We start from the raw sequence: 21,772 nt of genomic DNA, 5'->3' as shown, positions 1-21,772 counted from the left end.
GCCTGCTCCCACACTGGATCTTCGGTGTTACAGACAACCCCTTACTCTCAGGAAACGCCAATGACCGTCGAAACAATCAACACCCTGGTAGTCGGCGCAGGCCAGGCCGGCGTCGCCATGAGCGAACACCTGTCCCTGATGGGCGTGCCCCACATCGTGCTGGAGCGCCACCGCATCGCCGAACGTTGGCGCTCGGAGCGTTGGGATTCGCTGGTCGCCAACGGCCCGGCCTGGCACGACCGCTTTCCGGGGCTGAAATTCGAAGGCATCTGCCCCGAAGCCTTCCCGCCCAAAGAGCGCATGGCCGACTACTTCGAAGCCTACGTTCAAAAATTGCAGGCCCCCGTGCGCACCGGTGTGGAAGTCCAGCAAGTGGAACGCCACGTGGGCCGCCCCGGCTTCAAAGTCACCACCTCCGCAGGCGTGATCGAGGCCAATAATGTCGTGGCCGCCACCGGCCCGTTCCAACGCCCGTCGATGCCGACTATCGTTCCCGCCACTGCGCCGTTGCATCAACTGCATTCATCCTCCTACAAAAATCCTGCTCAGTTGCCCGAAGGCGCGGTACTGGTTGTAGGCGCCGGCGCCTCCGGTTCGCAAATCGCCGAAGAACTGCAAAAGGCCGGCAAGACCGTGTACCTCTCCGTGGGCGAACACTACCGCCCGCCCCGCGCCTACCGCAGCCGTGACTATTGCTGGTGGCTTGGCGCCCTGGGCTTGTGGGACGAAGTCAAAATACAGCCGAAGAAAAAGCACGTGGCCTTTGCCGTCAGCGGCTACGAAGGCGGTAAGACCGTCGACTTCCGCCGCCTGGCACACCAAGGCATCAACCTGGTAGGCGTGACTCGCAGCTGGGACGACGGCGTGATGACCTTTGCACCGGGCCTGGCCGACAACGTGGCCGAAGGCGACCGCGCCTACTTTGATGTACTGCGCGACGCCGACGCCTATATCGAAGCCAACGGTTTACCGTTCCCCCTCGAACCCGACGCCTGGGAACTGCTGCCAGACCCGGAGTGCCTGGTTAACCCTATCCTCAGCCTGGACCTGGCCGCAGCGGGCGTGACCACCATTCTCTGGGCCACCGGCTTCACGTTCGATTTCAGCTGGTTGAAGGTCGATGCGTTTGACGAAAAAGGCGAGCCGTTCCACAAGCGCGGGATCTCGGCACAAAGCGGGATTTACTTCCTCGGCCTGCCGAACCTGGTGAACCGCGCGTCGTCGTTTATCTATGGGGTTTGGCACGATGCGAAGTACGTGGCCGATCATATTGTTTTGCAGAATGAGTACATGTCCTACAACAAGCCCTGAAACAGCAAAGTCCGAGGCGACAGCGCCTTGCTCCCTTGCCTACGCTTGCGTCAGAATCCGCCGGCTTGTGCGCTTGAGTGGGCGTCTCTAAGGTTGCTCGGTCGCTGAACACTCAGCGATCGGGTTTAGTAGCCCTTGGGTCAATTACACTTAGTGCATGAGCTTCATCTATCAGACGTTCCTGTCTGTGCCTGATGGTGGCTGTGCGTAGGGCGCCTTCGGGTGCGCCGGCTTTGTGTAATTCCCCGGTCTACTAACCTGCGTACAGCTGCCACCCTCTTTGTGTAGTAGCGAAAGGGTGTCGGCCTCATTCAGGAATTACACCATGTTCAAAGTTACGCCCAACCCTCCGAACGAACCGGACCTGAAACTCAATCAGGCTGCGCATCGTGCGATTGATCGCTATCTCAATCCAGAAACCGCCCCACCGTCATCATCGCCGAGTTTATTCAGCGTTGCCGTCGACGCCAGCAGCGAAACCCTGATCACCAACAGCTATGAAACCTTTTCCTCCGTCACCGCCTTGCTGCTCGACCTGTCGGAGGACTTGACCGGGAAACAGCGCGATGTGGCGCTGGCGATTCACCAGTTGAGTGAATTGGGGGTTTTATTGATCGATAGACTGATGGAGCGCGAGGCCGCTGTAACAGGCGGCTAAGCGTTCAACAGCACGACCCGAAAAATCGCCGATTCGTCGCAATGCCCTTGATGACGAATCGGCGCTTTTTTGTGGCTTTACTGGGTTAGTGTCCGAGGGCGTCTAATACACATGCCCTGCTGACAGTCGCGGGGTGAAAGACATGAAAAAACAGGACTGTATTGGGTCATTCATTTATGGCGGTGAAAAGTCGATGTTGGCCAAGAGTTGCCGGTCGCGAACGGCAGCAACCGGCCCAGAGTGTGTAAAAACGCTTCGCCAAAATTGAAGTGTGCGCGTCTACGTTAAATCTGAAATTTATCGGCACGTCTGCAGATGTGGATTTCGCTTAGAAACGCGATTTCCAGTCCGGTTTTGAGCACTTGGCGCGCTCAAAAACGTTTTTACACAGCCTCGGCCAATTACTGCCGCCGTCGAGCTTTTGTTAGCGGCTATTCCGTTTTTTAAATCACGGCCCGCGTTTTTAGGAACGCGAAATACTTGGGGTCGTCGTTGTCAAAAATCTCATCTCCAGCCGCCATGTATGCTCGCATAAGTTCATCGGCGGCTCGATCAGTTTCCTCTTTCTCGTAAAGTGCTTGGCCCAAACGCAAATGCAAAAATGGATTGCCGACTGCATCGGGACAAGTCATCGCATACTCAAGGGCCTCTTTTGCGGAGGTAAAGAATCCTCCCTGAAAACAGGCATCGCCGATAGCGGCAAGCACCCATGTCGCCGCTTCCCAGTTATTTTTGGGTTCTGGAATCAACTCCCACGCTAGGTTGTACTGACCGATGGCAGCCTTGAAATCACCGCCTTCCAGATGTTCATCACCCAATTGGCAAAACGCCTTGATCTGCTCATGGGTCAAGTCATCCAATTCGAAAGTTTCCATCTGATCTCCCTGTCTATAAGGTTCAACCGCGTGAGCCGCCGATTTTGCAACCCAGCTGGGCGATAAACAATCGTAAAGATCACGACGATATATAGGCCAGCTAACGGCCGATGGCCGCCTGTCGTGAGGGGCAGGGCGTCGCTGCATGGACTCATGTCGGTACAAAATTGGTACGCAGCTATCGGGTCGGCTCTGTCGGGTAAGTAGTACGTGGCCTACAGGATTAGCAGTTCCAATCCATCACCGAAAAGGCTGATGCTTTTCGCTCATGACCGGCAGCAGTCGACCCAATGTTGCCGTTCGTGAGGACCCGCTAACGATAAGGAAGGCCAGTGGACACAATGATGGCAAATAGATATCTTTATCTAGCCACTTTCGAACCAAAAGGGCAGCAAGGCATGCCGTTTAATCAGAAGTAATGTTTTCTGACTATCTGCTTTGCGAATTTCATTCAAGGAGTGAATTGATGAATATAAAGTTTATTGCGGTCATTTTTTCCCTAGTACTATCTGGCTGCCAGTCTCCTGGCGGCATAGAACCGGCACCAAAAAACAGAATGAATGTTAGCGAGGGAACGCTAGCTAATGAGAAACTTACATCTGATACCAACGTAGGATTGAAAAAAATATTAGGCGGTTCTGAGATCACGCCGGAAACCAATATACTGAAAACCGTAATTCAGCAGCCTGTTGGGGATCCCGGCGTCAGCGTATGGAGAGAAATGTGGATTATTACCTCACCAGGCGCAGACGCAAAGTTTGTAATAACGTTTAAAGAGACTGGCGCGGGCGGGACAGTTTTTCAAATCAAAAGATTGAACCAACCAAACCCTACGCCTTCTGGAAATTGCCCAAAAACCATTGGTGACTACAAGGTAGGCGAATCAACATCTCAAGAAGTTCAAAGCTGCCTGGGCTCGCCTTATCATGAAAACTACAATCCGGATGGTCGCTACGTATACCTTTATAAACTTGACCCCACTACAACCTTAGCTTTTGTATTTGACAAGTCTGGAACACTACTCAACACCCGTGGCCACAAGCAAAACTAACTGTCCAGAAGTCAAATCATAAAATTCTCTCACGGGGTCGACTTCTGTTCTTAATTACAACCAGATGAAATACCGCCTATGTTCAATTGGCTCTCAAACTTAAGCTAAGCTTGGGGGCCTTTTTGGACATGAACTACATTCAGTCAGCCTGATATGGCAATCCCACTCCGCCTACCTCATCCTCATTGACTACGTCCCCTAGTGCTGGCGGAATATATTACCGTTGGTATGTACTATCTGTGTGCCAATCCAATACATGAAATCGATACTCTGCGTCAGCAACTGAAGGCATAGGCGTATAGTTCGAAGACCTCCTATAGAAGCCACTTTTAGCCGAAGATAGCCACACTCTGGGCGGGACCGCCGGGAGCAAGGTAAAACGCCCTGCACACTGAATTACTTGCTCTATTTTTCGCACCAAGATGGAGCGCCAGTCCCATGGTGGTCCCATGGCGCTATTTTTAGAACGTAAAAAACCACAATCTCCCGATTTTCTATAGGAAAATCATTGGTTTGCGCTTTCGGAATGTGGCGGTGAAGGAGAGGCTCGAACCCTTATTACTTCAGGCGTCTACAGCGTCCGATTCAGCGCCTAAGCAATGACTGCTATTGGCCGATTTCTGCCTATCACGACCGACAGCTATGGCCGACTGTCGCCGTTCAAGCCAGCGGCACTTGTCGCTATCTAGGAGCCATTTGGTGTGGAGTGTAAGAATTTACCGCCTTTAGCTTCAACTACCGAGCGAACGGCCTCGGCGTCTGATTTCGAGCCGATAAATGCAAGTTGTAATTTAGGAAGCATAGTTGATGTGTTACTTAAAGCTGCAATAGCTGAGTTAGCTGCAAAAGAACTATTAGTTCCTGAGATGGCGACACGAACATCAGCTTTGCTTGCAGGGGCAATTATTTGGTAAATGCTTGAAACAATTGGAGAGTCTAAACCTACACTTCCGATAAGGGCGGATGCCATAGCTCCGGAGATACCGTTATTCGCTGAGGGAACCCAAACTAAATTGAATTTTTGCTGATCAAATAAAATTGCCGCAGATTGTGCGGCTTGCTGTGGCGACTGGCTCCCAGTTGCAGCACATCCTGCTAATATAAATAATAAAGTTGTGAATGCCAAAATAAGTTTCATGGTTGCTCCTAAGTATTTATTAGGCGACATCACTGTCGCAGATTTGCTGAATGTATGTCGTATAACTTTCCATAGCGGCACATTAACTCATGATCAGCCTAAAGGGTGATTTTGTAAGCGCGACAGTACAACGTAGGAGCGCGACATTGATGGGTGTATCATTACTGATGCATTGGTGGACTGTCCACTGTCTGCTTCTGGCCCAGAGTGTGTAAAAACGCCTTCGCGAACTCTTGCTATGATTTCTGAGGATTTCATCGCAGGGATCGCCCATGAAGCGCTTTATCCAAGGTGAACATCGAGGCCAAGGCACCTTACTTCCCGAGAGCCTCGACGACTACGTCAGCGATACCAATCCGGTGCGCGTAGTCGACGTCTTCGTCGACGAACTCGACCTGGTCAATCTGGGTTTTGAAGGTGCCATTCCCGCCGATACAGGCCGGCCTGCTTACCATCCCGCGATCCTGCTGAAGATCTACATCTACGGCTATCTCAACCGCATCCAGTCGAGCCGACGTTTGGAGCGAGAAGCCCAACGCAACGTCGAGCTGATGTGGTTGACCGGGCGGTTGATGCCGGACTTCAAGACCATCGCCAACTTCCGAAAAGACAACAGCAAGGCCATCCGAGGCGTCTGTCGGCAGTTCGTTGTGCTGTGTCAGCAATTGGGACTGTTCGGAGAACATCTGGTCGCCATCGATGGCAGCAAATTCAAGGCAGTCAACAACCGTGACCGCAATTTCACCAGCGCCAAACTGAAACGGCGCATGGAAGAAATTGAATCGAGTATCAACCGTTACCTAGCGGCACTCGATGCTGCCGATCGGCAAGAACCCACAGCTTCCGAGCCCAGTGCCGGGCGGCTGGAAGAGAAAATCGCCAAGCTCAAAACTCAAATGAAAGAGCTTCAGGCGATCGAAATCCAGCTCAATGAATCGCCGGATAAGCAGGTCTCACTGACCGATCCAGACGCCCGCTCCATGATGACGCGCGGCACAGGAATCGTCGGCTACAACGTGCAGACAGCGGTCGATACTCAGCACCATTTGATCGTTGCACATGAGGTGACCAACGTCGGTTCCGACCGGGATCAACTCAGCTCAATGGCCAAGCAGGCCCGCGAGGCGATGGCGTCAGATACGTTGTCGGTAGTGGCTGACCGAGGTTACTTCAAAAGCGAACAAATCCTGGCTTGTCACGATGCAGGTATCACCGCCTATGTGCCCAAGCCGATGACCTCCGGAGCCAAGGCAGACGGGCGTTTCAATAACGATGCCTTCATCTATGACGCGGCAAAAAACGAATACATTTGCCCGGCTGGAGAGGCGCTGATCTGGCGCTATACCAACGTTGAAAAAGGCCTGACGTTGCACCGTTACTGGAGTTCGAAATGCCGGGGCTGCGCAATGAAGCCGCAGTGCACACCGAGCACACAACGGCGGGTTCGACGCTGGGAGCATGAAGCCGTATTGGAGGAGATGCAGCTTCGGCTGAGCAAAGCACCGGAGATGATGCGAGTCCGAAAGCGGACGGTTGAGCATCCCTTCGGGACGCTCAAACAATGGATGGGTGCGACGCACTTCCTGACGCGAAAGCTGGCCGGGGTGGGCGCGGAGATGAGTTTAAATGTGCTCGCCTACAACATGAAACGGGTCATGAAAATCATAGGTGCTCACGGTTTGATGAAGGCGCTATCGGCATAAAAGAGCTGATTTTGGCCCATCCCAGAGGCTGTAAAAACAGCGTTGACGTGTTCCAGGTCGCGACTGATGCAATACGCAGCATTTGCCATGCGATCGTTCAGCCACGAACGTCAATGATCCATGAGGCCTTGAGCGTTTTTACACACTCTGGGCCGATTGCTGCCGGTCATGTCTCCACTCATCTTGCCGGTCAAAAATGATGCACATAAAGGGTTAAGTCGAACGCACATGGGAGCGTCAGGCAGGGTGAAACTTCCCACTAGAGCGTCGGTAGCCGATCCTGCGCACAATTGCTCTCCATTTTCGGCTCATTGGCCATGGGGACACGCACGCCCGAATCGACATTGAATATGTCAATGTAACAACGGCTTAGCGAGCCCGGGATGTCGACAATCCCGCCTTTGATCACGTAACGTGCGCCCGGTGCAAATTCGCTGACAAACGCTATGCTGCACGAGCGATTGGCATTGGCCGCGCCGCGCAACTCCAAGTGCAGCGGCTTGCCGGCTTCAATCGGAAAAAAGCCCTCCGGCGTCGATACATTCTTGTGAACGGAAACCAGCTGCTTGCCCTGCCCCGACGCAGTCGCCACGGGTTTGCCGTATTTGCAGCCGATGGCATCCGCTTCGACCAGCGACACACCGTTTCGATAATTCTCCATCGACACCAATTCGCTGCGGATAAGCGCGTGAGGCGCCCCCGCGGGCACGAGGTATTTCGGCGCTGGGGCGCAGCCTGCCAGCAGCAGAATTGAACACAGGTAAAGAGGCTTCATAATTTCCTTATTAATGTCGATAGAGGGCGGAATTAACCCGTTTGATAAATCAGGATGGGTCAAGCAATAAAGAGTAAGCGTCAGACCACGTTTAATATAATTGATCGGCTAAAGACAGTTAGCGAGGCGCTTTGTCGGGCACAACACTTCCACCAACTCAAACTCTTCTGCCACAAGTTCCATAGCCTCGTCGAACGAGCCCTCTCTTTGGAAAAAACTTTTATGACCCTGCTTCCAGTACCCGAGGCTGAGATCCCCCTCGCCTTCTTTCCTGGCTAGGTCTTGATCGACGTCGCAGTAACGAATGATACGCATCGAAATAACTCGAATGACACATACCGGCTCGCCCTGACTGTTGAGGACGATGCTGTAACCGCCAATAGTGGATGATTCATCTTCATGTTTGAATGATGAGAGCGAGCAACAGGTGGCTGTTTTTATGCCTTTAGCAACCCGTTCGGCGAGTTCATCGGCCATTTCTGGCGTATCCCCAAATGACCATGCCGTGGCACCGGGGTACCTGACCTTTAAATCATCCATTATGTTCACAACTAAATCCCTTTAAATCATGTTATTGGCGATCGCCTTGGCACCCATTAAACCGTCACGATTGGGCCGCCGTAGCGCTCTGACGGACATAGTAATTATCGAATTCGCCGCTTTCGACGAATTGGAAACCATGGCGAGTATAAAAACGATTCGAGGCACTTTCCTTGAGAGCACCTACTTTAATAGGAAGCGCGGCCGCATCCGCTTCTTTGAAAATCTGCGTGAGCACAGCAGCACCTACTCCTGATCCTTGCGCACGGGGTATCACGTACAGGTGGTCGAGCATGAGTTCATCGCGGTGATGCTTGACCACTACAAAACCCACTCGGTTTCCAGCTACTTCAATGTAACGCGTGTTGCGCGCTTCAAAACTGCTAACAAACCGCGCGCGTACCGGATCGAATCGCCCGGCACGCTCCAGGCTGTCGCGCATAGCCTCAATTCGAATGCCGACGAGGTCGTCCATGTCGCTGTGTTGAGCGCGCACTAACGTGACAGGGGCGTTTTGACTGAGTGAAATTGGCATGTTTTGCGCTCTGCGTAGGCTCTTGGCGTGACCAATATGCGAGGTTGGGGGCAGCCCCCTAGTTCCTTTCTATTTTCCCGTGACCCGATGCGGCTTTCACTGCTGCCTTCAAGCCTTCCGTTGCACTGGTGAGCGGGGAAGGACCCGTTGTCACGAGTGATGCAGCTCCACTCATTGAAGCTTGTCCCAAGGCGACCACTGATGCGCCGTCGAGGTATGCTCGGTCCACTGCCTCGGCAACAGCGGCTAGATACCCTATGAAGTCACCGGATTTAAATAGTGCCCAAGCCCCGCAAACAAGTCGAATTTCAACCAACGCTTTGGATCTCTCTGCAGCGCGCATGAAGACGCGATGTGGGATCGACAGTGGTCTCGACAGCACACAAAACCACGATTTTAAGACCCTCCGAACCCGCATTAACAGCAGCGCAAGCCAGAGCTTCATCCGCTCTCATAATTGTGGGTGAAGTGCTCTTTGTAAGGCCTTCGATAGACGGGCCTAAGGTCGAGCATGTGAGTAAAACTGCGTCAGCATGGTGAGCGAGTGAAAGAAGCGCTTGCTGCGTTGCATTCGATATACACGCAGTCAGTCCGCCTGAACGCTCGGCCGCTGCCAGGAGATCAGCACGAACCTCATGCTGCAAAATATTTAGCCCAATTCCAAGCGCCTTCGCAGCCGAGTCGAAGACCGTCACGTTGCTTTCAGCTGTATGTAGGCAGGCGATTCGCATGAGTCACTCCACCTCTCTCTAAAACATCTTTGAACATCGCTAAGCGTTTTTACAGCCCTTCACGACAGGCAGCAATCGGCCAAAACGGACGGTCGGTGACCTGCAAGCACGGCAACGAATCCTGTGCCCTTAACGGCGATTCATCGCTCTAGCAACCCCGCCGCCGCTCACCGGTTCAGGAACTTGATGACAGCACTGGCGAACAGTTCTGGTTGATCAAGCATGATGAAGTGAAAACTGCCGTCAATGCGCCTGAAGCTGATGTTTGGGGTCGAGACATAGGCGTTATGGAACATTGCATCAATGTGGGATGCCTCTACGCCGTAAAGCGGGTCGTAGGCATAGACGACCTCGACAGGCACCTTGATGCGTTCAAGCTCAGGCCGGAGGTCGGTGACCATCAGTTCATACATGGCATCGGCCATCGTCTTTCGGTCCGAGTTCATCCCCGCTGCGACCAGGCCTGGCCTGACCGCTTCAGTTTTAGCGAGACGGGCGATGGCGGCCTGCTGCATGGCGTGCGCCTGCTCAGGCGTTGCCGCCAACATCGCATCGCGCATCGCAGCAGCATGCGGGGTCGCCGTCTCACTGGTCGCGGAGGGGTCAAAGAGCAACGTATAGAAGGGCATCGCATCGACAATCATCAGGCGTCCCACTTGATCGGGATGACGCGCACCCAGCATCAGTGCCACCTCACCACCCAACGAATGACCGATGATGACCGGCGCCTCGATGCGCTGGCTGCGGATGTATTCAGCGATCGCCTCGACCGTCGGCGCGACGACTCCCCCGTCTGGATTGGATACGGCAGGCGAGCCGGCAAAGCCAGCTACCTGCACGAGATGGAGACGGTGGCTGTGCCGTAATCTGGAGGCCAAATCAGCCCAGACTTCGTAGGACGACGCAAATCCTGGAATTAAGATGATATCTGTTCCCGAGCCTTGTACCAGCACTGAGATACCACCCTGGTTGACAGTGACTGGCGGCAGGGGCGCAGGCTGGGCTGGCGATGCAGACAACAGCGCCAACGTGGTGCCAATCCCGGCAAGGATCACACCTGCACGCATGGCGTTCCCCTTTTCGCGCAATGCGACGTGACATTTACGGTGTCACGGTCGCCAATTACACCGACGGGTAGGCCGCTTAGCGGGTTCATAGTCATTCCTTTGACCGAAAAAGTATTGCCACTATACGGCGCACAAAGGCATCAGGAAACTCTCCCCGCCGGCAATCCTTGGCGTCCGCTTCGGGTCGAAAGCAGCCTATTTCCCGCTCACCACGAATCGTCGCCCACCCCATTACTCGCTTGCACTGCTCACCCTCAAGCCCGCTTCGGCAACTTCCAATTCGGCCGTATGAAATGGCAGGTATAGCCGTTGGGTATCCGCTCCAAATAATCCTGATGCTCCGGCTCCGCCTCCCAGAACGGCCCCGCGGGCTCAATCTCAGTCACCACACGGCCTGGCCATAACTTCGACGCATCAACATCCGCAGCGGTGTCTTCGGCGATGTCGCGTTGTTGTTCACTCAGGTAATAAATCGCCGACCGATAGCCCGGCCCGACGTCATTGCCCTGCCGGTTGGGCGTGCTGGGGTCGTGTATCTGGAAAAAGAACTCAAGGATCTGCCGGTACGTTATCACTGCGGGGTCAAACACGATTTCAATCGCTTCGGCATGATTGCCATGGTTGCGATAAGTGGCATTCGGCACATCGCCGCCGGTGTAGCCGACTCGGGTGCTCAGCACGCCGGGGTAGCAGCGCAGCAGGTCCTGCATGCCCCAGAAGCAGCCGCCGGCGAGGATGGCGGTTTCGGTTTGGTTGGTCATGGGCTGTCCTTGTGCTGAATGGGTACAGGGATAGTTATGGGGATGTGTTGGGCAATAGCAAGGTTCAACGGCAGTTAGTTGTGGTTCGCTCCCAAAACTGTAGCGGCAAAAGGTTCTACACTCTCGCGCCTATCCTGCTCGGAACCCCGCCATGCGACGTCATATCCCCTTGCTGCTGTTATTTCTCCCCGGGTTGGTTTACGCCCTCCCCGCCCTCAAAGACACCACGCTCTACACCACCACCGCCCAAGACTGCCACGATGTGGACCTCGCCACTTGGCAGCACCCGACCCGCACGTTGTTGGAGAAAAACCACTTCCAGCTCGAACGCATCCAGCTGTGCAACGGCGGCCACTACCCGATTTTCCAGGTGCAAGCGCCCTACGATCCACGCGGTCAGACCAAGGACTTTTTCCTGCCGCTGTACGAGGATATGCGTAAGGCCAACGGTAAATGGCCCTACGCGCTGGTCGTCAGCAGCGACGCGGTGGTGGTGTATGTCAGTTACCCGAAGGCCGACCATATCTCCCTGGATTACGAGGGTTTCGCGGCGCCATAGGCGTGCGTTCCAACGTAGTCAGAACAGGTGGCGTGCTTCCTGGGAGGGATGCATTGCGACAGGATTTCAGGTGATGATGCGCCACCCCAATCAAGGAAGATAAAAACAATGAAAACAGTGCTGCGTGCCCTGTTCCTGCTGTGCCTGGCGACACCCGCCTTGGCTGCCGAAAGCCCCGTCGGTTTCAAAACCGCCACCCTGCCGGATACAAAAAGCCAGCGCCCACTGGAACTGGCTGTCTGGTACCCCACCGCCGCCACAGCCAAACCCGAGCTGATCGCCGACAACGCGGTCTTCATCGGCGCCCTCGCCGTGCCCGATGCAGCGCCGGCTGCCGGCGAGCATCCGCTGGTGGTGCTTTCCCACGGTTACGGTGGTAATTGGGGCAAGCAGGTGTGGCTGGCCAGCGCATTGGCGCACAAGGGTTACATCGTAGCGGCGGTCAACCACCCGGGCACCACCACCAAGGATCGCAGCCCAAAAGCCGCCGCCCAGTTATGGCTACGCCCGGCCGACCTGAGCCGCGCGATTGACGCGGTGCTGGCTCAGCCGAAACTATTTGGCGCGGTGGCGGAACATCAGATTGCGGCAGTGGGCCACTCCCTCGGCGGCTGGACCGTGCTGGAAATCGCTGGCGCGCGTTTCGACCCCGACCTGTTCAGCCGGGACTGCGCCGAACACCCTAAGTTGGGTGGCTGCATCGGCTACCAGGAGATGAACCCCGCCGGCACGCCAGCCGGCAAGGCACAACTGGCCGCTGATTTGAGCGACAAGCGCGTCACAGCGATTGTGTCTTTGGACCTGGGCCTGTCACGCGGCCTGACCAGTGCAAGCCTTGGCGCATTGCCGGTACCGGCGCTGGTGATTGCGGGTGGCGTGCCCACGGAGGACATGTCCCCCGAATTAGAGTCCGCCGACATGGTCAAGCGTCTGCCAAACACATCGACGCAGTATGTGGAGATCAGCGACGCCACGCACTTCAGCTTTATGTCGATCTGCAAGCCGGGCGGGATGGCGTTGATTGAAGAGAGTTCACCCGGCGATGGCATGATTTGCCGGGACGGTGAAGGCGCTCGGCCACGGGCGGTGATTCAGCAGCAGGTGGTGGCGCAGATCAGCGAGTTTCTGGCCAGGACCAGCCTACCGGGTCAAAAAACCACCGAGCGCTGACAGACCGACGTCGCCACGACCCTCCCGCGTTTAAGCACCATCAACCGCGCGGGCAAGTCGAGAATCACATCACCCACCGAACGCGTATCCAGCAACACCAAATCAGCAGCCTTACCCGGCGCCAACCCATAATCCTTCAGCCCCAGCGCTTTCGCCGGACTTGTGGTGAGCATCGACAAAACCGTGGCCTGGTCATCCGCCCCGCCCAGGTGGCAGGCAGGAATGGCCAGTTGCGCAATATTGAGCATATCGCCGGTGCCAAACGGGGTAAATGCGTTGCGGATATTGTTGGTGGCCAGGCACACGTTTACGCCGCCATCGCGCAGGGCGCGTACCGGCGTCAGGGTGCGGCGCACGTTATGGCCGTCGCCGCGCGCGCCCAGGTGCAAGTCGGTGGCGGGCAGGCACATGACGCTGATGCCGGCCTCGCGAATCAGCGCAATAATCTCGCGCTGTTTATGCGGCGGCACGGCGCCCAAGCTGGTCAGATGGCCGACACACACGCGGCCTTGGTAGCCCTCCTGAGTCGTCTTGCGTGCCAGGTATTCAATGCTCATGTGATCGGCGTCGTCGGCAAAATCCTGGTGGAAGTCGATGTCCTTGCCGTAACGCTTGGCCAGGCTGAACACGTAGTCGATATGTTCATGCGGCGAGTCATCGTTGTAGGGAATGCCGCCCACCACATCGGCGCCTTTTTCCATGGCCTCGACCATCATTGCCTGCATGCCCGGTAGCTTGAGGATGCCTTCCTGTGGGAAAGCGACCACTTGAATATCAATCACGTCGCGAAATTTTTCGCGCAGTTCCAGCACCACATCGAACCCGGTGAAGCCTTGTACGGGGTCGAACTCGGCGTGGGCGCGCACGTGGGTGGTGCCCGACTGCACCAGTGCACGCAGCACTTGGGTGGAACGCTCGAGAATGTCGTCGCGGGTCAAGGTGGGTTTGAGTTCAGCGGTGACCGCTATCGCCTCTTTTAAGGTGCCGGAGCGGTTGGCTTTGCGGTGCATGACATGGGCTTTTTCCAGGTGCAGGTGCCCTTCGACAAAACCCGGTATCAGCACGTTGCCGTGGCCTTGGATTTCCTGCCGGGCCCGGGCTGCGATGTTCGGCGCAACCTCGACGATGTGGCCGTTGTGCACCGCCACGTCCATCAGCGGTTGTGCGTCATCAATGCGTACGTTGCGAAAGATTAAATCCATGAATCCGACCCTCAATGTTGCGGCCCTCAGGCGCACCGGGCGCAACGGTAAAAAACAAACAATGGACGGCTCAACCGTTGGAGCAGCCGTTACCCATCACGTGGTATTCAAGAATGTGCTGCTGGCCCTTGGAGTCTTCGTAGGTCATACGCACCGGCACCACCGCGCAGACGTCCGGCACTTCGCTGGTGGAAATCACGCGGGCGATGTCCAGGTGCTGGGCATAGCTGTATTGCTCGACCGGGAGTGGCTCGTCGGCCATCGCCGCGCCGCAAAACACGCCGAGTATCAGTACAAGTAACGCTTTCATTTTCAGATGACCTCTTCGGCATCGTGAGGAAAGTCGAACCCGGCGCCTGTGCAGCGCCGGGCTCATGGGTAGCGGGATCAGAACGGTTTGGTCGGCAGGTATTTGCCATCCAGGGTGATCACGGCGCGGGAGCCACCGTCCGGGTCGTCGACCTTTTTAATGTCGAGCTTGAAGTTGATGGCGCTGATGATGCCGTCGCCAAATTTCTCGTGAACCAGCGCCTTGAGCGTGGTGCCGTAGACCTGAATCATTTCGTAGAAGCGGTAGATGGTCGGGTCGGTCGGGATACCGTTGCCGATGCTGCCGCGCACCGGGATGGTTTGCAGCAGGAGCACGGCATCGGCGTCGAGACCCAGGGTGTCGGCAACCACTTGGGCGGCGTGGGCCGGCAGTGGGTGCTGGCCGAGCAAGGCGGCGGTGACAAAAGCTTCGTGCAGGCCGGTGCCTTCGGCGATCTGGGCGAACGACAGGTCTTTGCGGGCTTTGGCCAGGAGGATGACGTCGGCCAGGGCAAGGCGAGTGTTTTGGCTGATTTGTGACTGGATCATGGGGTTATCTCCGTGGGTAAACAGTAAGGGTGAAACGGCTAGTGCCAATCGGGACAGCGCCGAAGATCAAGTGTGGGAGCTGGCTTGCCTGCGATGCAGGCAACTGGGTGTGCCAGGCAGACCGGGGGGATGCCATCGCAGGCAAACCCGCTGCCACCTTCAACTTTCTTCGCTTGCAGGGTCAGTACGAAACAGCGCGTACGGTCGGGTTGTCGGCCAGGGCCACGAACTTGCCGGTGCGGCCATCGAAGGCCTGGATGCAGCCGCTTTCGATGTCGTAGACCCAGCCATGCAGCGTCACGCGCTTCTCTTCGAGGGCCAGGCGTACCGAAGGGTGCGTCTGGATGTTGGCCAACTGCGCGATAACGTTTTCGCGGACCATGGAGGCGACCTTGGCGTGCTGGTCGACATGCTGGCGGGCCTCGTTCACGACTCGGCCGGAGTCGGCGTAGCGCAACCAGCCAGCCACGGCGGGCATGTGGTCCAGGCATTTGCAGGTGGCGATGGCGGTCATCGCGCCGCAGTCGGAGTGCCCGCAAATCACGATGTCGCTGACTTGCAAGGCGGCGACGGCGTATTCCACCGAGGCCGACACGCCGCCCGGCTCGGGGCCGTAGGACGGCACGATGTTGCCGGCGTTGCGGATGACGAACAGGTCACCGGGCTCACGCTGCGTGACCAGCTCTGGCACCAGGCGGCTGTCGGAGCAGGAGATGAACAGCGCCCGTGGGCTCTGTTGGTTGGCCAGGGCTTTGAACAGGCCGGCACGCTCGGGGAAGGCGTTACGTTGAAATTTCAGGAAACCGTCGATGATGTCTTGCATGGGTGACTCCATTGGTTCGCGATGCGATGGAGCAAAGGTTACGTAGCCCGTGCAATAAGGTAAAAGTCTCATATATGATCCAGCACATTAGATAATCTTATGGATGCATAACATGCTGGCACGACACATCCAGTACTTTCTCGCCGTCGCGCACCATCAAGGTTTCACCAAAGCCGCAGCGGCCCTGCATGTCTCGCAGCCGGCGCTGTCGCAGCAAGTGCGGCAGCTGGAGGAAAGCCTTGGCGCGCAGTTGTTTGATCGCTCAGGACGCAAGACGCGCCTGACCGATGCCGGGGAGGTTTACCTGCGCTACGCGCTGCGGGCGGCGCAGGAACTGCAAGAAGGCAAACGTGCGATCCATGACGTCGGCGACTTGAGCCGGGGGACGCTGCGGATTGCAGTCACGCCGACCTTCACCACGTACCTGGTCGGGCCACTGGTCGAGGCGTTTCACCGCCGTTACCCGAACATCACGCTGAACGTGCGCGAGGTCGCCCAGGAACAGATGGAGCTGCAATTGCTGGCCGATGAGCTGGATGTGGGCATCGCGTTTGATGAGGTGCATGCCCAGGATATCGACGCCTATCCCCTGCTGGTCGAAACACTCGCGCTGGTGGTGGGTAATCAGCACCCGCTGGCCGAGGCGCAGGCTATCGGGCTGGAGGCGTTGAATGCAGAAGCACTGATTCTGCTGAGCGCCGAGTTCGCCACGCGTGAGCAGATCGACCGCTATTGCAATCAACACGGCATCCGCCCGCGCGTGGTGATGGAGGCGAATGTGATTGGTGCGCTGACTGAGGTGGTGCGCAGGACCACGTTGTCGACGCTGCTGCCGGCGGCCATTGCGCGGGCGCATCCTGAGTTGGTGGCGATTGAGCTTGGGCCGGAGCGGCTGCAACGGACGGCGGTGCTGATGCAGCGCAAAGGGGTTTATCAGTCTTCAGCGTCTCGGGCGTTTATACAGGTGGCGAAGGAGGTCGCTGTGGCGCTGGGGGAATGAACCGCGCCTGGCCTGCCTTCGCTGTCGTCTCGAAGTGGAAATCCCCAGCCTACTTGGCGGGGTTCCAAACGATAGCCTGAGCCACCACGACGTGTTCGCCATTGAAGGTGGCCGCGGGCGAGCCATACAGCTGGTAGCCCAGCGCGAGGGCTTCGGAGACTCGATGACAGAACGATGCGTCATCTTTACCGGTTAGTAACCGGTAAACAGGTAAACCTTCGGGAGGAGTGGTTTGCATGGGCGTGCCTTCCTGGATCGACATGAAAATGATGAGGCCCAGGCTCGCCTTAAGGCCACCGGGCGAATCGACTGTAGCATCCTTGCAATGTCAACGAGCGGCACGACAATGTAGGGCGACGACAAGGGTGAACATGTGCAGGTATCGACGCCTTAACGCCGAGACCTGAGTCAGTGACTTAAGCTGATATCATTCAAGCAATTACCCGCTGAGTAGCACGTCATGAATCGCCAGAAAAAACTCAAGCAGCTCTTTAAGGCCAAAGCCAAAAAAGCCAGCGCCAAATTGGCGCCGAAAAGCAAAGATAAGTACATCAGCAAAGCCGACCGCGCGAAACTGGACGTTGAGGCTGATCAAGCCTCAACCAGCGCCGGCGACACGCCCAGCTGAAGGCGTCCCCGCTTCATATTTGCCCCAGATGCGCCGCAGATGGCGCGCCGAACCAAAGCCTGCGCGCTCGGCGACGGTTTCAATGTCCAGGGTCGACTCAACCAGTAACTCACGGGCCACGGTTAACCGCAGCGTGTGCAGATAGTCCAGCGGACTGATGCCGACATGCTCGTGGAACAAACGCGCCAGGTGCCGGCTACTGGTGCAGGCCAGGCTGGCCATGCGCGTGACGGTCCACACCTCACACGGCGCAGCGGCGATTGCGTCCTGCACCCGGTGCACGGCCGGGTGCAGGTGGTTGCGCCCGGCTATCCACGGCGAAAGCTGCGGATCGGCGCCGCTGCGACGCATGTACACCACCATATCCCGCGCGACGGCGCAGGCCAGCCGGGGCCCGGCCAGCTGAGCGACGAGGTGCAGCATCAGGTCGATGCCCGCTGTCACACCGGCACTGCAACTGACCGGGCCGTCGGTGACGTACAGGCGGTTTTCCAACACCCGGGCCTTGGGGGCCAGGGCTTGTAACGTCGGGCATAGCGCGTGGTGCGTGGTGCATTGGCGTCCGTCGAGCAAGCCTGCACGGGCGGCACTCAAGGCACCTGCGCAAACGCACACCAGCCGCTCACCCGACGGCGCGAATACATTTTGCAGCCACTGGGTCAGCGTATTGCTAGCCGACTCGAACGCCTGCCGGCGCTGCGGCGTAACCTTCGAGGTCGAGCCCACCAACACCACCAGCGTGCCCGGCGCCAGGGTTGACGGAAGCGGTGCCAGTCCCGTCAGGGGCAAGCCGATGGACGTTTGCAGGGATTGCACCGGGCTGACGTACTGTAAATCGAAGTCGATGGCCGCCGGGTCCTCGACTTGAGCGGCAAGGCGCAGCACCTCGGCCGGGCCCGCCAGGTCCAGCATCAGCACGTTGGGCAAGAGTACGAACAGCACCGGCACCGTCATGGATTCATCCCTCCAACGCCTGGGCCACCGTCACGATGCGCGCAAAACGCCCTTCCAGTGCCAGTTCAGTGCGCTCGCGAATCTCTGCCGGGGTGTAAACCCGACCGCTGCGGGCGTGGGTCATGGGGAAGGTCAACGTCGCCTCGCTGACGAAATCCACACTGAGGCCGCTGTCCGACGCCTGGCGCGTAGTGGTTTCACAGCACTGTTCGGTCCGAATGCCACTGATGATCACCGTGGTAACTCCCATCTCCGTGAGCCGGGCCGCCAGCGGCGTTCCGGCGAAGGCGCTGTGGTAGCGCTTGTGGATGATCAAGTCGGGGCTGATCGACAACTCGCTCAACGCCCTGACATTGCCCGACGCCAGCGAGAAATGCCCCTGGTCTTCGACATGGAAGACTTGTATCACCGGGATGCCTTGTTGAACACACCCGTCGATGAGCGCCTGTTGTTTTTCAAGGTAATCTGGCAGGTCATTTTCGGACCAGTAGGTTGAATGGCGAAACGAATGTTGCGCATCGATTACGACAAGGGCTTTACGGCTCATGATGTGTCCTCTGGGCTTGCATTACGGTGAGTGATGCAAGCCATGGTAGGCACACAAGCGAATGAGCAACAGACGCGTGCCGGACCACTTAAGGACCGATTCGGACATCAATGACAACCGGCAACGCATGTGCAATTACTTGGCGAAGAGCTGGCTCATGTCCTTGAACGCCTTGAACTCCAGCGCGTTGCCGCAGGGGTCGAACAGGAACATGGTGGCCTGCTCACCCACCTGGCCCTGGAAACGAATGTAGGGCTCGATCACAAACCGGGTTTCACGCGCTCTGAGCCGATCCGCCAAGGCTTCCCACTGGTCCCAGTGCAGGATGATGCCGAAATGCGGGACCGGTACGTCGTGGCCGTCGACCGAGTTGGCGTGCACCGATGCCTGGGATTCAGTCTTGGGGTGTTCGTGGATAACCAGCTGGTGGCCGTAGAAGTCGAAATCGACCCATTGGGCGCTGGAACGGCCTTCGGAGAGCCCGAACACGTCGCCGTAGAAGTGGCGAGCGGCGGCGAGGTCGTAGACGGGAATCGCTAAATGAAAGGGCGAAAGGCTCACGGTGGCTACCTGCAGGTTCTGTGGGTTAGCACTCGATTCTTCACCAGAACGACGAGGTGATAAAGCGGATATCTCTCACCCTGAGCCTCAATTTTTTCGATGCTCGCGCCCTACTTCGCAGCGTCCAGCACTTCCATGACGCACGCCCTGAATAACTCGAAGAGTGGCAGTTGGCGCTGGGTGTACTTGGTCAGCAGCACAATTTCACGAAAGAACGTGAGTTTGTCCAGGCGCAACACCCGCACGTCGCTGCCGTGCTCCAGCCACATGCCGGCCATGGGCACCAGGGAAACGCCAAGGCCGCTGCGGACCATCTTGACGATGGCATCCAGTTCGTCGAGTTCGAGGGTTGGTTGCGTGTGTAGCTTTTGCTCCTTGAGAAACTGCGTGACCTGGCGCCCGCCGAACGAGCCGCTGTCGTAACGCACAAAGGGCTGCTCGCGAAGGATTTGCAACGGGTCCTCGCCCTGCACGTCCCTGGCGGTGATCAGTACGAAGGGCTCGCGGGCAATGACTTCGACACTCAGGTCTTTGGGCAGGTTGAACGGCGGGCGGATCATGATCGCCAGGTCCAGCTCACCGGCGTCGACCTGGCTGAGCAAGTTCAGCGAAACGCCGGGCACCAGGTTGACCTCAATGAACGGCGCACGACGCTTGAGGGCCACCAGCGCCTGGGGCAGGAGGCCGGTTTGCACACTGCCGATGGCACCGATACGCAACGAACCCTGAAAGTTGTTCGCGCTGTCGGGGGTGCCCATACGCGAGAAGATATCGAGGATCTCCTCCGCCAGCGGCACCGCACGCTGCCCTGCGGAGTTGAGCGTGGCAGAGCGGCCGGTGCGATCGAACAGCTTGACCCCGAGCGCGTCCTCAAGGTGCTTGATCTGCGCGCTCACGGCCGATTGCGTCAGCCCCACGTGCTGGCCGGCAGCGGCAAAGGTGCCGCGCCGCGCAGCGCTCACAAAGGTCCTTAGTTCTCGAATCATGCGGGTACCCTACTGGTTGTTTTGCGCTCAGCAACCGCTCAACGCCACTTGCGGCCGCTCGCCCGCAAAGAACCATGGCCGCAACCGCACGCCCACGCTGTTACCGATAAACGCCGCCACCAACCATACCCAGCCATGCAGGCTGCCCGAGGCGATACCGCTGAAGTACGCGCCGATGTTGCAACCGTACGCCAGCCGCGACCCGTAACCCAGCAACAAGCCACCGATCACTGCCGCCACCAGCGAGCGCGCCGGGATGTTCAGGCTGGGGGCGAAACGCCCGGCCAGGCCTGCGGCCAACAGCGCACCAAGAACGATGCCGATATCCATCACGCTGGTGATGTCTTCCCATACCGGCGCGGCGAGGGCCTTGGCATTGCCCGGCATCTGCCAGAACGCCCAACTGGCCACATCAACCCCCAACCCGCTCGCCACCTTGGCCCCCCACAGCGCGAACGCCGAAGTAATGCCCCACGGCCGCCCGGCCAATGCCAGGGTCGCGTAGTTGAGCAATGCCAGGCCAATCGCGCCCCACACCAATGGCCATGGCCCGCGCAGGAAGCGGCGCAGACCGATGTGTTCGCTGGTTACGCCCGCCTCAAGCTGGCCATGCCGGCGTTTTTCCAGGCGTACGGTGATGGCGGCGATAAGGCCGAACGCAGCCAGGCTGACGACCAATGCCGGCAACACGCCGAAGCTTTTGACAATGGAAACCGCCGGGAACGCGGGCAACGCAAACCACCAATCAACATGGTGCGTAGCGATCAACGAACCGCAAATAAAGAACAACAGTGTCACCAGCATGCGCGCATTCCCGCCGCCCACGGTGAACAGCGTGCCCGACGCACAACCGCCGCCCAACTGCATGCCGATGCCGAAAATAAACGCCCCAAACACCACCGACACGCCGGCCGGCGCCACCAGCCCAACCACCGGCTGACCGAACAACGTGCCGGCCCCCAACGCCGGGAAAAACAACAGCACCGCCACGGCCAGCATCACCATCTGCGCACGCAAACCGGCGCCGCGCCGATCATTGATAAACACACGCCAGGCCGAAGTGAAGCCGAAAGCGGCGTGGTACAAGGTCAAGCCCAGCGCGGCACCGACCACCAGCAACAGCACTTGGCGCGGGCCAACGCTGTTTTGCAGGAACACGGCGCCGACTACCAGGATGATAAAGGCCACCAGCGGCGCGAAGGGCTTGCGCGCGGGCGTCAGGGGAAGCGAGGTGCTCATGGCGTATCTCAGTCTGTTTGAATCGGGTGGGTTGGATGACGGCAAGTATAAACCCAGACTGGTACCATTCAGGGCATGGCTCCTACGCCTGCAACGTTGA

At 57.6% G+C, this 21,772-nt stretch carries 25 protein-coding genes; 8 read left to right on the top strand and 17 right to left on the bottom strand.

Annotated elements, in window-relative coordinates; all coding sequences use genetic code 11:
- Positions 1 to 60: 60 nt before the first annotated feature.
- Together ACLBW8_RS02870 and ACLBW8_RS02865 are read left to right on the top strand one after the other, a co-directional pair.
- Positions 61 to 1,311 carry a flavin-containing monooxygenase gene (locus ACLBW8_RS02870; protein WP_447804526.1) on the top strand — a complete coding sequence of 417 codons (1,251 nt, stop codon included), beginning with the start codon at positions 61 to 63 and terminating at the stop codon, positions 1,309 to 1,311.
- 325 nt (positions 1,312 to 1,636) lie between these two features.
- The gene (locus tag ACLBW8_RS02865) at positions 1,637 to 1,969 is read left to right on the top strand and encodes a DUF6124 family protein (RefSeq protein WP_447804525.1); all 333 of its coding nucleotides are present in this window, start codon (positions 1,637 to 1,639) and stop codon (positions 1,967 to 1,969) included.
- 443 nt (positions 1,970 to 2,412) lie between these two features.
- On the opposite strand, the gene ACLBW8_RS02860 is transcribed toward ACLBW8_RS02865, so the two are convergent.
- The gene (locus ACLBW8_RS02860) at positions 2,413 to 2,844 is read right to left on the bottom strand and encodes a tetratricopeptide repeat protein (RefSeq protein ID WP_064453310.1); all 432 of its coding nucleotides are present in this window, start codon (positions 2,842 to 2,844) and stop codon (positions 2,413 to 2,415) included.
- A gap of 466 nt (positions 2,845 to 3,310) precedes the next feature.
- On the opposite strand from ACLBW8_RS02860, the gene ACLBW8_RS02855 reads away from it, so the two are divergent.
- The gene (locus tag ACLBW8_RS02855) at positions 3,311 to 3,895 is read left to right on the top strand and encodes a hypothetical protein (RefSeq protein WP_447804524.1); all 585 of its coding nucleotides are present in this window, start codon (positions 3,311 to 3,313) and stop codon (positions 3,893 to 3,895) included.
- A 685-nt stretch (positions 3,896 to 4,580) separates the two neighbouring features.
- Here the strand turns inward: ACLBW8_RS02855 and ACLBW8_RS02850 are convergent.
- The gene (locus ACLBW8_RS02850; RefSeq protein WP_407016855.1) at positions 4,581 to 5,033 is read right to left on the bottom strand and encodes a hypothetical protein; all 453 of its coding nucleotides are present in this window, start codon (positions 5,031 to 5,033) and stop codon (positions 4,581 to 4,583) included.
- A gap of 272 nt (positions 5,034 to 5,305) precedes the next feature.
- Here ACLBW8_RS02850 and ACLBW8_RS02845 point away from each other — a divergent pair, with 272 nt between their 5' ends.
- Complete coding sequence (locus ACLBW8_RS02845) at positions 5,306 to 6,736, top strand: IS1182 family transposase (RefSeq protein WP_447804523.1); 1,431 nt, start codon at positions 5,306 to 5,308, stop codon at positions 6,734 to 6,736.
- 259 nt (positions 6,737 to 6,995) lie between these two features.
- Here ACLBW8_RS02845 and ACLBW8_RS02840 read toward each other — a convergent pair whose 3' ends face one another.
- From ACLBW8_RS02840 to msrA, 5 genes are all read right to left on the bottom strand, one after another.
- Positions 6,996 to 7,574 (bottom strand): hypothetical protein, encoded by a 579-nt coding sequence (locus ACLBW8_RS02840; protein ID WP_447804522.1) that lies wholly within the window; start codon positions 7,572 to 7,574, stop codon positions 6,996 to 6,998.
- A gap of 45 nt (positions 7,575 to 7,619) precedes the next feature.
- Positions 7,620 to 8,051, bottom strand: coding sequence for an ASCH domain-containing protein (locus ACLBW8_RS02835; protein ID WP_447804521.1), 432 nt, complete (start codon positions 8,049 to 8,051; stop codon positions 7,620 to 7,622).
- Between the two features lie 64 nt (positions 8,052 to 8,115).
- The gene (locus ACLBW8_RS02830) at positions 8,116 to 8,586 is read right to left on the bottom strand and encodes a GNAT family N-acetyltransferase (RefSeq protein ID WP_447804520.1); all 471 of its coding nucleotides are present in this window, start codon (positions 8,584 to 8,586) and stop codon (positions 8,116 to 8,118) included.
- Positions 8,587 to 9,484: 898 nt separating this feature from the next.
- On the bottom strand, positions 9,485 to 10,384 hold the full coding sequence (locus ACLBW8_RS02825) for an alpha/beta fold hydrolase (RefSeq protein ID WP_447804519.1): 900 nt from the start codon (positions 10,382 to 10,384) through the stop codon (positions 9,485 to 9,487).
- Between the two features lie 254 nt (positions 10,385 to 10,638).
- The gene (gene msrA, locus ACLBW8_RS02820) at positions 10,639 to 11,145 is read right to left on the bottom strand and encodes a peptide-methionine (S)-S-oxide reductase MsrA (protein WP_447804518.1); all 507 of its coding nucleotides are present in this window, start codon (positions 11,143 to 11,145) and stop codon (positions 10,639 to 10,641) included.
- Between the two features lie 151 nt (positions 11,146 to 11,296).
- Here msrA and ACLBW8_RS02815 point away from each other — a divergent pair, with 151 nt between their 5' ends.
- The gene (locus tag ACLBW8_RS02815) at positions 11,297 to 11,704 is read left to right on the top strand and encodes a hypothetical protein (RefSeq protein WP_447804517.1); all 408 of its coding nucleotides are present in this window, start codon (positions 11,297 to 11,299) and stop codon (positions 11,702 to 11,704) included.
- 108 nt (positions 11,705 to 11,812) lie between these two features.
- Positions 11,813 to 12,874 carry an alpha/beta hydrolase family protein gene (locus tag ACLBW8_RS02810; RefSeq protein ID WP_447804516.1) on the top strand — a complete coding sequence of 354 codons (1,062 nt, stop codon included), beginning with the start codon at positions 11,813 to 11,815 and terminating at the stop codon, positions 12,872 to 12,874.
- Here ACLBW8_RS02810 and ACLBW8_RS02805 read toward each other — a convergent pair.
- From ACLBW8_RS02805 to ACLBW8_RS02790, 4 genes are all read right to left on the bottom strand, one after another.
- The gene (locus tag ACLBW8_RS02805; RefSeq protein WP_447804515.1) at positions 12,853 to 14,076 is read right to left on the bottom strand and encodes an amidohydrolase family protein; all 1,224 of its coding nucleotides are present in this window, start codon (positions 14,074 to 14,076) and stop codon (positions 12,853 to 12,855) included. The two genes, ACLBW8_RS02810 and ACLBW8_RS02805, sit on opposite strands and share 22 nt — an antisense overlap.
- Positions 14,077 to 14,146: 70 nt before the next feature.
- Complete coding sequence (locus ACLBW8_RS02800) at positions 14,147 to 14,386, bottom strand: DUF2790 domain-containing protein (protein WP_221295284.1); 240 nt, start codon at positions 14,384 to 14,386, stop codon at positions 14,147 to 14,149.
- 77 nt (positions 14,387 to 14,463) lie between these two features.
- On the bottom strand, positions 14,464 to 14,934 hold the full coding sequence (gene cynS, locus ACLBW8_RS02795) for a cyanase (RefSeq protein WP_447804514.1): 471 nt from the start codon (positions 14,932 to 14,934) through the stop codon (positions 14,464 to 14,466).
- A 181-nt stretch (positions 14,935 to 15,115) separates the two neighbouring features.
- Positions 15,116 to 15,757, bottom strand: coding sequence for a carbonic anhydrase (locus ACLBW8_RS02790; RefSeq protein WP_447804513.1), 642 nt, complete (start codon positions 15,755 to 15,757; stop codon positions 15,116 to 15,118).
- Between the two features lie 112 nt (positions 15,758 to 15,869).
- On the opposite strand from ACLBW8_RS02790, the gene cynR reads away from it, so the two are divergent.
- Positions 15,870 to 16,757 (top strand): transcriptional regulator CynR, encoded by an 888-nt coding sequence (cynR, locus tag ACLBW8_RS02785; protein ID WP_447804512.1) that lies wholly within the window; start codon positions 15,870 to 15,872, stop codon positions 16,755 to 16,757.
- Between the two features lie 49 nt (positions 16,758 to 16,806).
- Here cynR and ACLBW8_RS02780 read toward each other — a convergent pair whose 3' ends face one another.
- The gene (locus tag ACLBW8_RS02780) at positions 16,807 to 16,995 is read right to left on the bottom strand and encodes a DUF1737 domain-containing protein (protein ID WP_064453326.1); all 189 of its coding nucleotides are present in this window, start codon (positions 16,993 to 16,995) and stop codon (positions 16,807 to 16,809) included.
- A 222-nt stretch (positions 16,996 to 17,217) separates the two neighbouring features.
- Between ACLBW8_RS02780 and ACLBW8_RS02775 the strand changes: the two genes are divergently transcribed.
- Positions 17,218 to 17,385 carry a DUF2986 domain-containing protein gene (locus ACLBW8_RS02775; RefSeq protein ID WP_262665668.1) on the top strand — a complete coding sequence of 56 codons (168 nt, stop codon included), beginning with the start codon at positions 17,218 to 17,220 and terminating at the stop codon, positions 17,383 to 17,385.
- On the opposite strand, the gene ACLBW8_RS02770 is transcribed toward ACLBW8_RS02775, so the two are convergent.
- From ACLBW8_RS02770 to ACLBW8_RS02750, 5 genes are all read right to left on the bottom strand, one after another.
- Positions 17,356 to 18,339 carry a GlxA family transcriptional regulator gene (locus ACLBW8_RS02770; protein WP_064453327.1) on the bottom strand — a complete coding sequence of 328 codons (984 nt, stop codon included), beginning with the start codon at positions 18,337 to 18,339 and terminating at the stop codon, positions 17,356 to 17,358. The two genes, ACLBW8_RS02775 and ACLBW8_RS02770, sit on opposite strands and share 30 nt — an antisense overlap.
- Positions 18,340 to 18,343: 4 nt before the next feature.
- Positions 18,344 to 18,886 (bottom strand): cysteine hydrolase family protein, encoded by a 543-nt coding sequence (locus ACLBW8_RS02765; protein WP_447804511.1) that lies wholly within the window; start codon positions 18,884 to 18,886, stop codon positions 18,344 to 18,346.
- Between the two features lie 135 nt (positions 18,887 to 19,021).
- Positions 19,022 to 19,447 carry a VOC family protein gene (locus ACLBW8_RS02760; protein WP_064453329.1) on the bottom strand — a complete coding sequence of 142 codons (426 nt, stop codon included), beginning with the start codon at positions 19,445 to 19,447 and terminating at the stop codon, positions 19,022 to 19,024.
- Positions 19,448 to 19,557: 110 nt separating this feature from the next.
- Complete coding sequence (locus ACLBW8_RS02755) at positions 19,558 to 20,433, bottom strand: LysR family transcriptional regulator (RefSeq protein WP_447804510.1); 876 nt, start codon at positions 20,431 to 20,433, stop codon at positions 19,558 to 19,560.
- A gap of 27 nt (positions 20,434 to 20,460) precedes the next feature.
- Positions 20,461 to 21,672, bottom strand: coding sequence for a YeeE/YedE family protein (locus ACLBW8_RS02750; RefSeq protein WP_407016070.1), 1,212 nt, complete (start codon positions 21,670 to 21,672; stop codon positions 20,461 to 20,463).
- Positions 21,673 to 21,772 lie beyond the last annotated feature (100 nt).

This window comes from Pseudomonas sp. M5A4_2d, assembly GCF_053345295.1.
Note: the sequence above shows the minus strand (reverse complement) of the source record. Positions and strands in the feature narration are given on the sequence as shown.

Bases quoted from the DNA above. Each gene is read 5' to 3' on its own strand.
- ACLBW8_RS02870 (WP_447804526.1), top strand. From the start codon at position 61: ATGACCGTCGAAACAATCAACACCCTGGTAGTCGGCGCAGGCCAGGCC.
- ACLBW8_RS02865 (WP_447804525.1), top strand. From the start codon at position 1,637: ATGTTCAAAGTTACGCCCAACCCTCCGAACGAACCGGACCTGAAACTC.
- ACLBW8_RS02860 (WP_064453310.1), bottom strand. From the start codon at position 2,844: ATGGAAACTTTCGAATTGGATGACTTGACCCATGAGCAGATCAAGGCG.
- ACLBW8_RS02855 (WP_447804524.1), top strand. From the start codon at position 3,311: ATGAATATAAAGTTTATTGCGGTCATTTTTTCCCTAGTACTATCTGGC.
- ACLBW8_RS02850 (WP_407016855.1), bottom strand. From the start codon at position 5,033: ATGAAACTTATTTTGGCATTCACAACTTTATTATTTATATTAGCAGGA.
- ACLBW8_RS02845 (WP_447804523.1), top strand. From the start codon at position 5,306: ATGAAGCGCTTTATCCAAGGTGAACATCGAGGCCAAGGCACCTTACTT.
- ACLBW8_RS02835 (WP_447804521.1), bottom strand. From the start codon at position 8,051: ATGGATGATTTAAAGGTCAGGTACCCCGGTGCCACGGCATGGTCATTT.
- ACLBW8_RS02830 (WP_447804520.1), bottom strand. From the start codon at position 8,586: ATGCCAATTTCACTCAGTCAAAACGCCCCTGTCACGTTAGTGCGCGCT.
- ACLBW8_RS02825 (WP_447804519.1), bottom strand. From the start codon at position 10,384: ATGCGTGCAGGTGTGATCCTTGCCGGGATTGGCACCACGTTGGCGCTG.
- msrA (WP_447804518.1), bottom strand. From the start codon at position 11,145: ATGACCAACCAAACCGAAACCGCCATCCTCGCCGGCGGCTGCTTCTGG.
- ACLBW8_RS02815 (WP_447804517.1), top strand. From the start codon at position 11,297: ATGCGACGTCATATCCCCTTGCTGCTGTTATTTCTCCCCGGGTTGGTT.
- ACLBW8_RS02810 (WP_447804516.1), top strand. From the start codon at position 11,813: ATGAAAACAGTGCTGCGTGCCCTGTTCCTGCTGTGCCTGGCGACACCC.
- ACLBW8_RS02805 (WP_447804515.1), bottom strand. From the start codon at position 14,076: ATGGATTTAATCTTTCGCAACGTACGCATTGATGACGCACAACCGCTG.
- ACLBW8_RS02800 (WP_221295284.1), bottom strand. From the start codon at position 14,386: ATGAAAGCGTTACTTGTACTGATACTCGGCGTGTTTTGCGGCGCGGCG.
- cynS (WP_447804514.1), bottom strand. From the start codon at position 14,934: ATGATCCAGTCACAAATCAGCCAAAACACTCGCCTTGCCCTGGCCGAC.
- ACLBW8_RS02790 (WP_447804513.1), bottom strand. From the start codon at position 15,757: ATGCAAGACATCATCGACGGTTTCCTGAAATTTCAACGTAACGCCTTC.
- cynR (WP_447804512.1), top strand. From the start codon at position 15,870: ATGCTGGCACGACACATCCAGTACTTTCTCGCCGTCGCGCACCATCAA.
- ACLBW8_RS02780 (WP_064453326.1), bottom strand. From the start codon at position 16,995: ATGCAAACCACTCCTCCCGAAGGTTTACCTGTTTACCGGTTACTAACC.
- ACLBW8_RS02775 (WP_262665668.1), top strand. From the start codon at position 17,218: ATGAATCGCCAGAAAAAACTCAAGCAGCTCTTTAAGGCCAAAGCCAAA.
- ACLBW8_RS02770 (WP_064453327.1), bottom strand. From the start codon at position 18,339: ATGACGGTGCCGGTGCTGTTCGTACTCTTGCCCAACGTGCTGATGCTG.
- ACLBW8_RS02765 (WP_447804511.1), bottom strand. From the start codon at position 18,886: ATGAGCCGTAAAGCCCTTGTCGTAATCGATGCGCAACATTCGTTTCGC.
- ACLBW8_RS02755 (WP_447804510.1), bottom strand. From the start codon at position 20,433: ATGATTCGAGAACTAAGGACCTTTGTGAGCGCTGCGCGGCGCGGCACC.
- ACLBW8_RS02750 (WP_407016070.1), bottom strand. From the start codon at position 21,672: ATGAGCACCTCGCTTCCCCTGACGCCCGCGCGCAAGCCCTTCGCGCCG.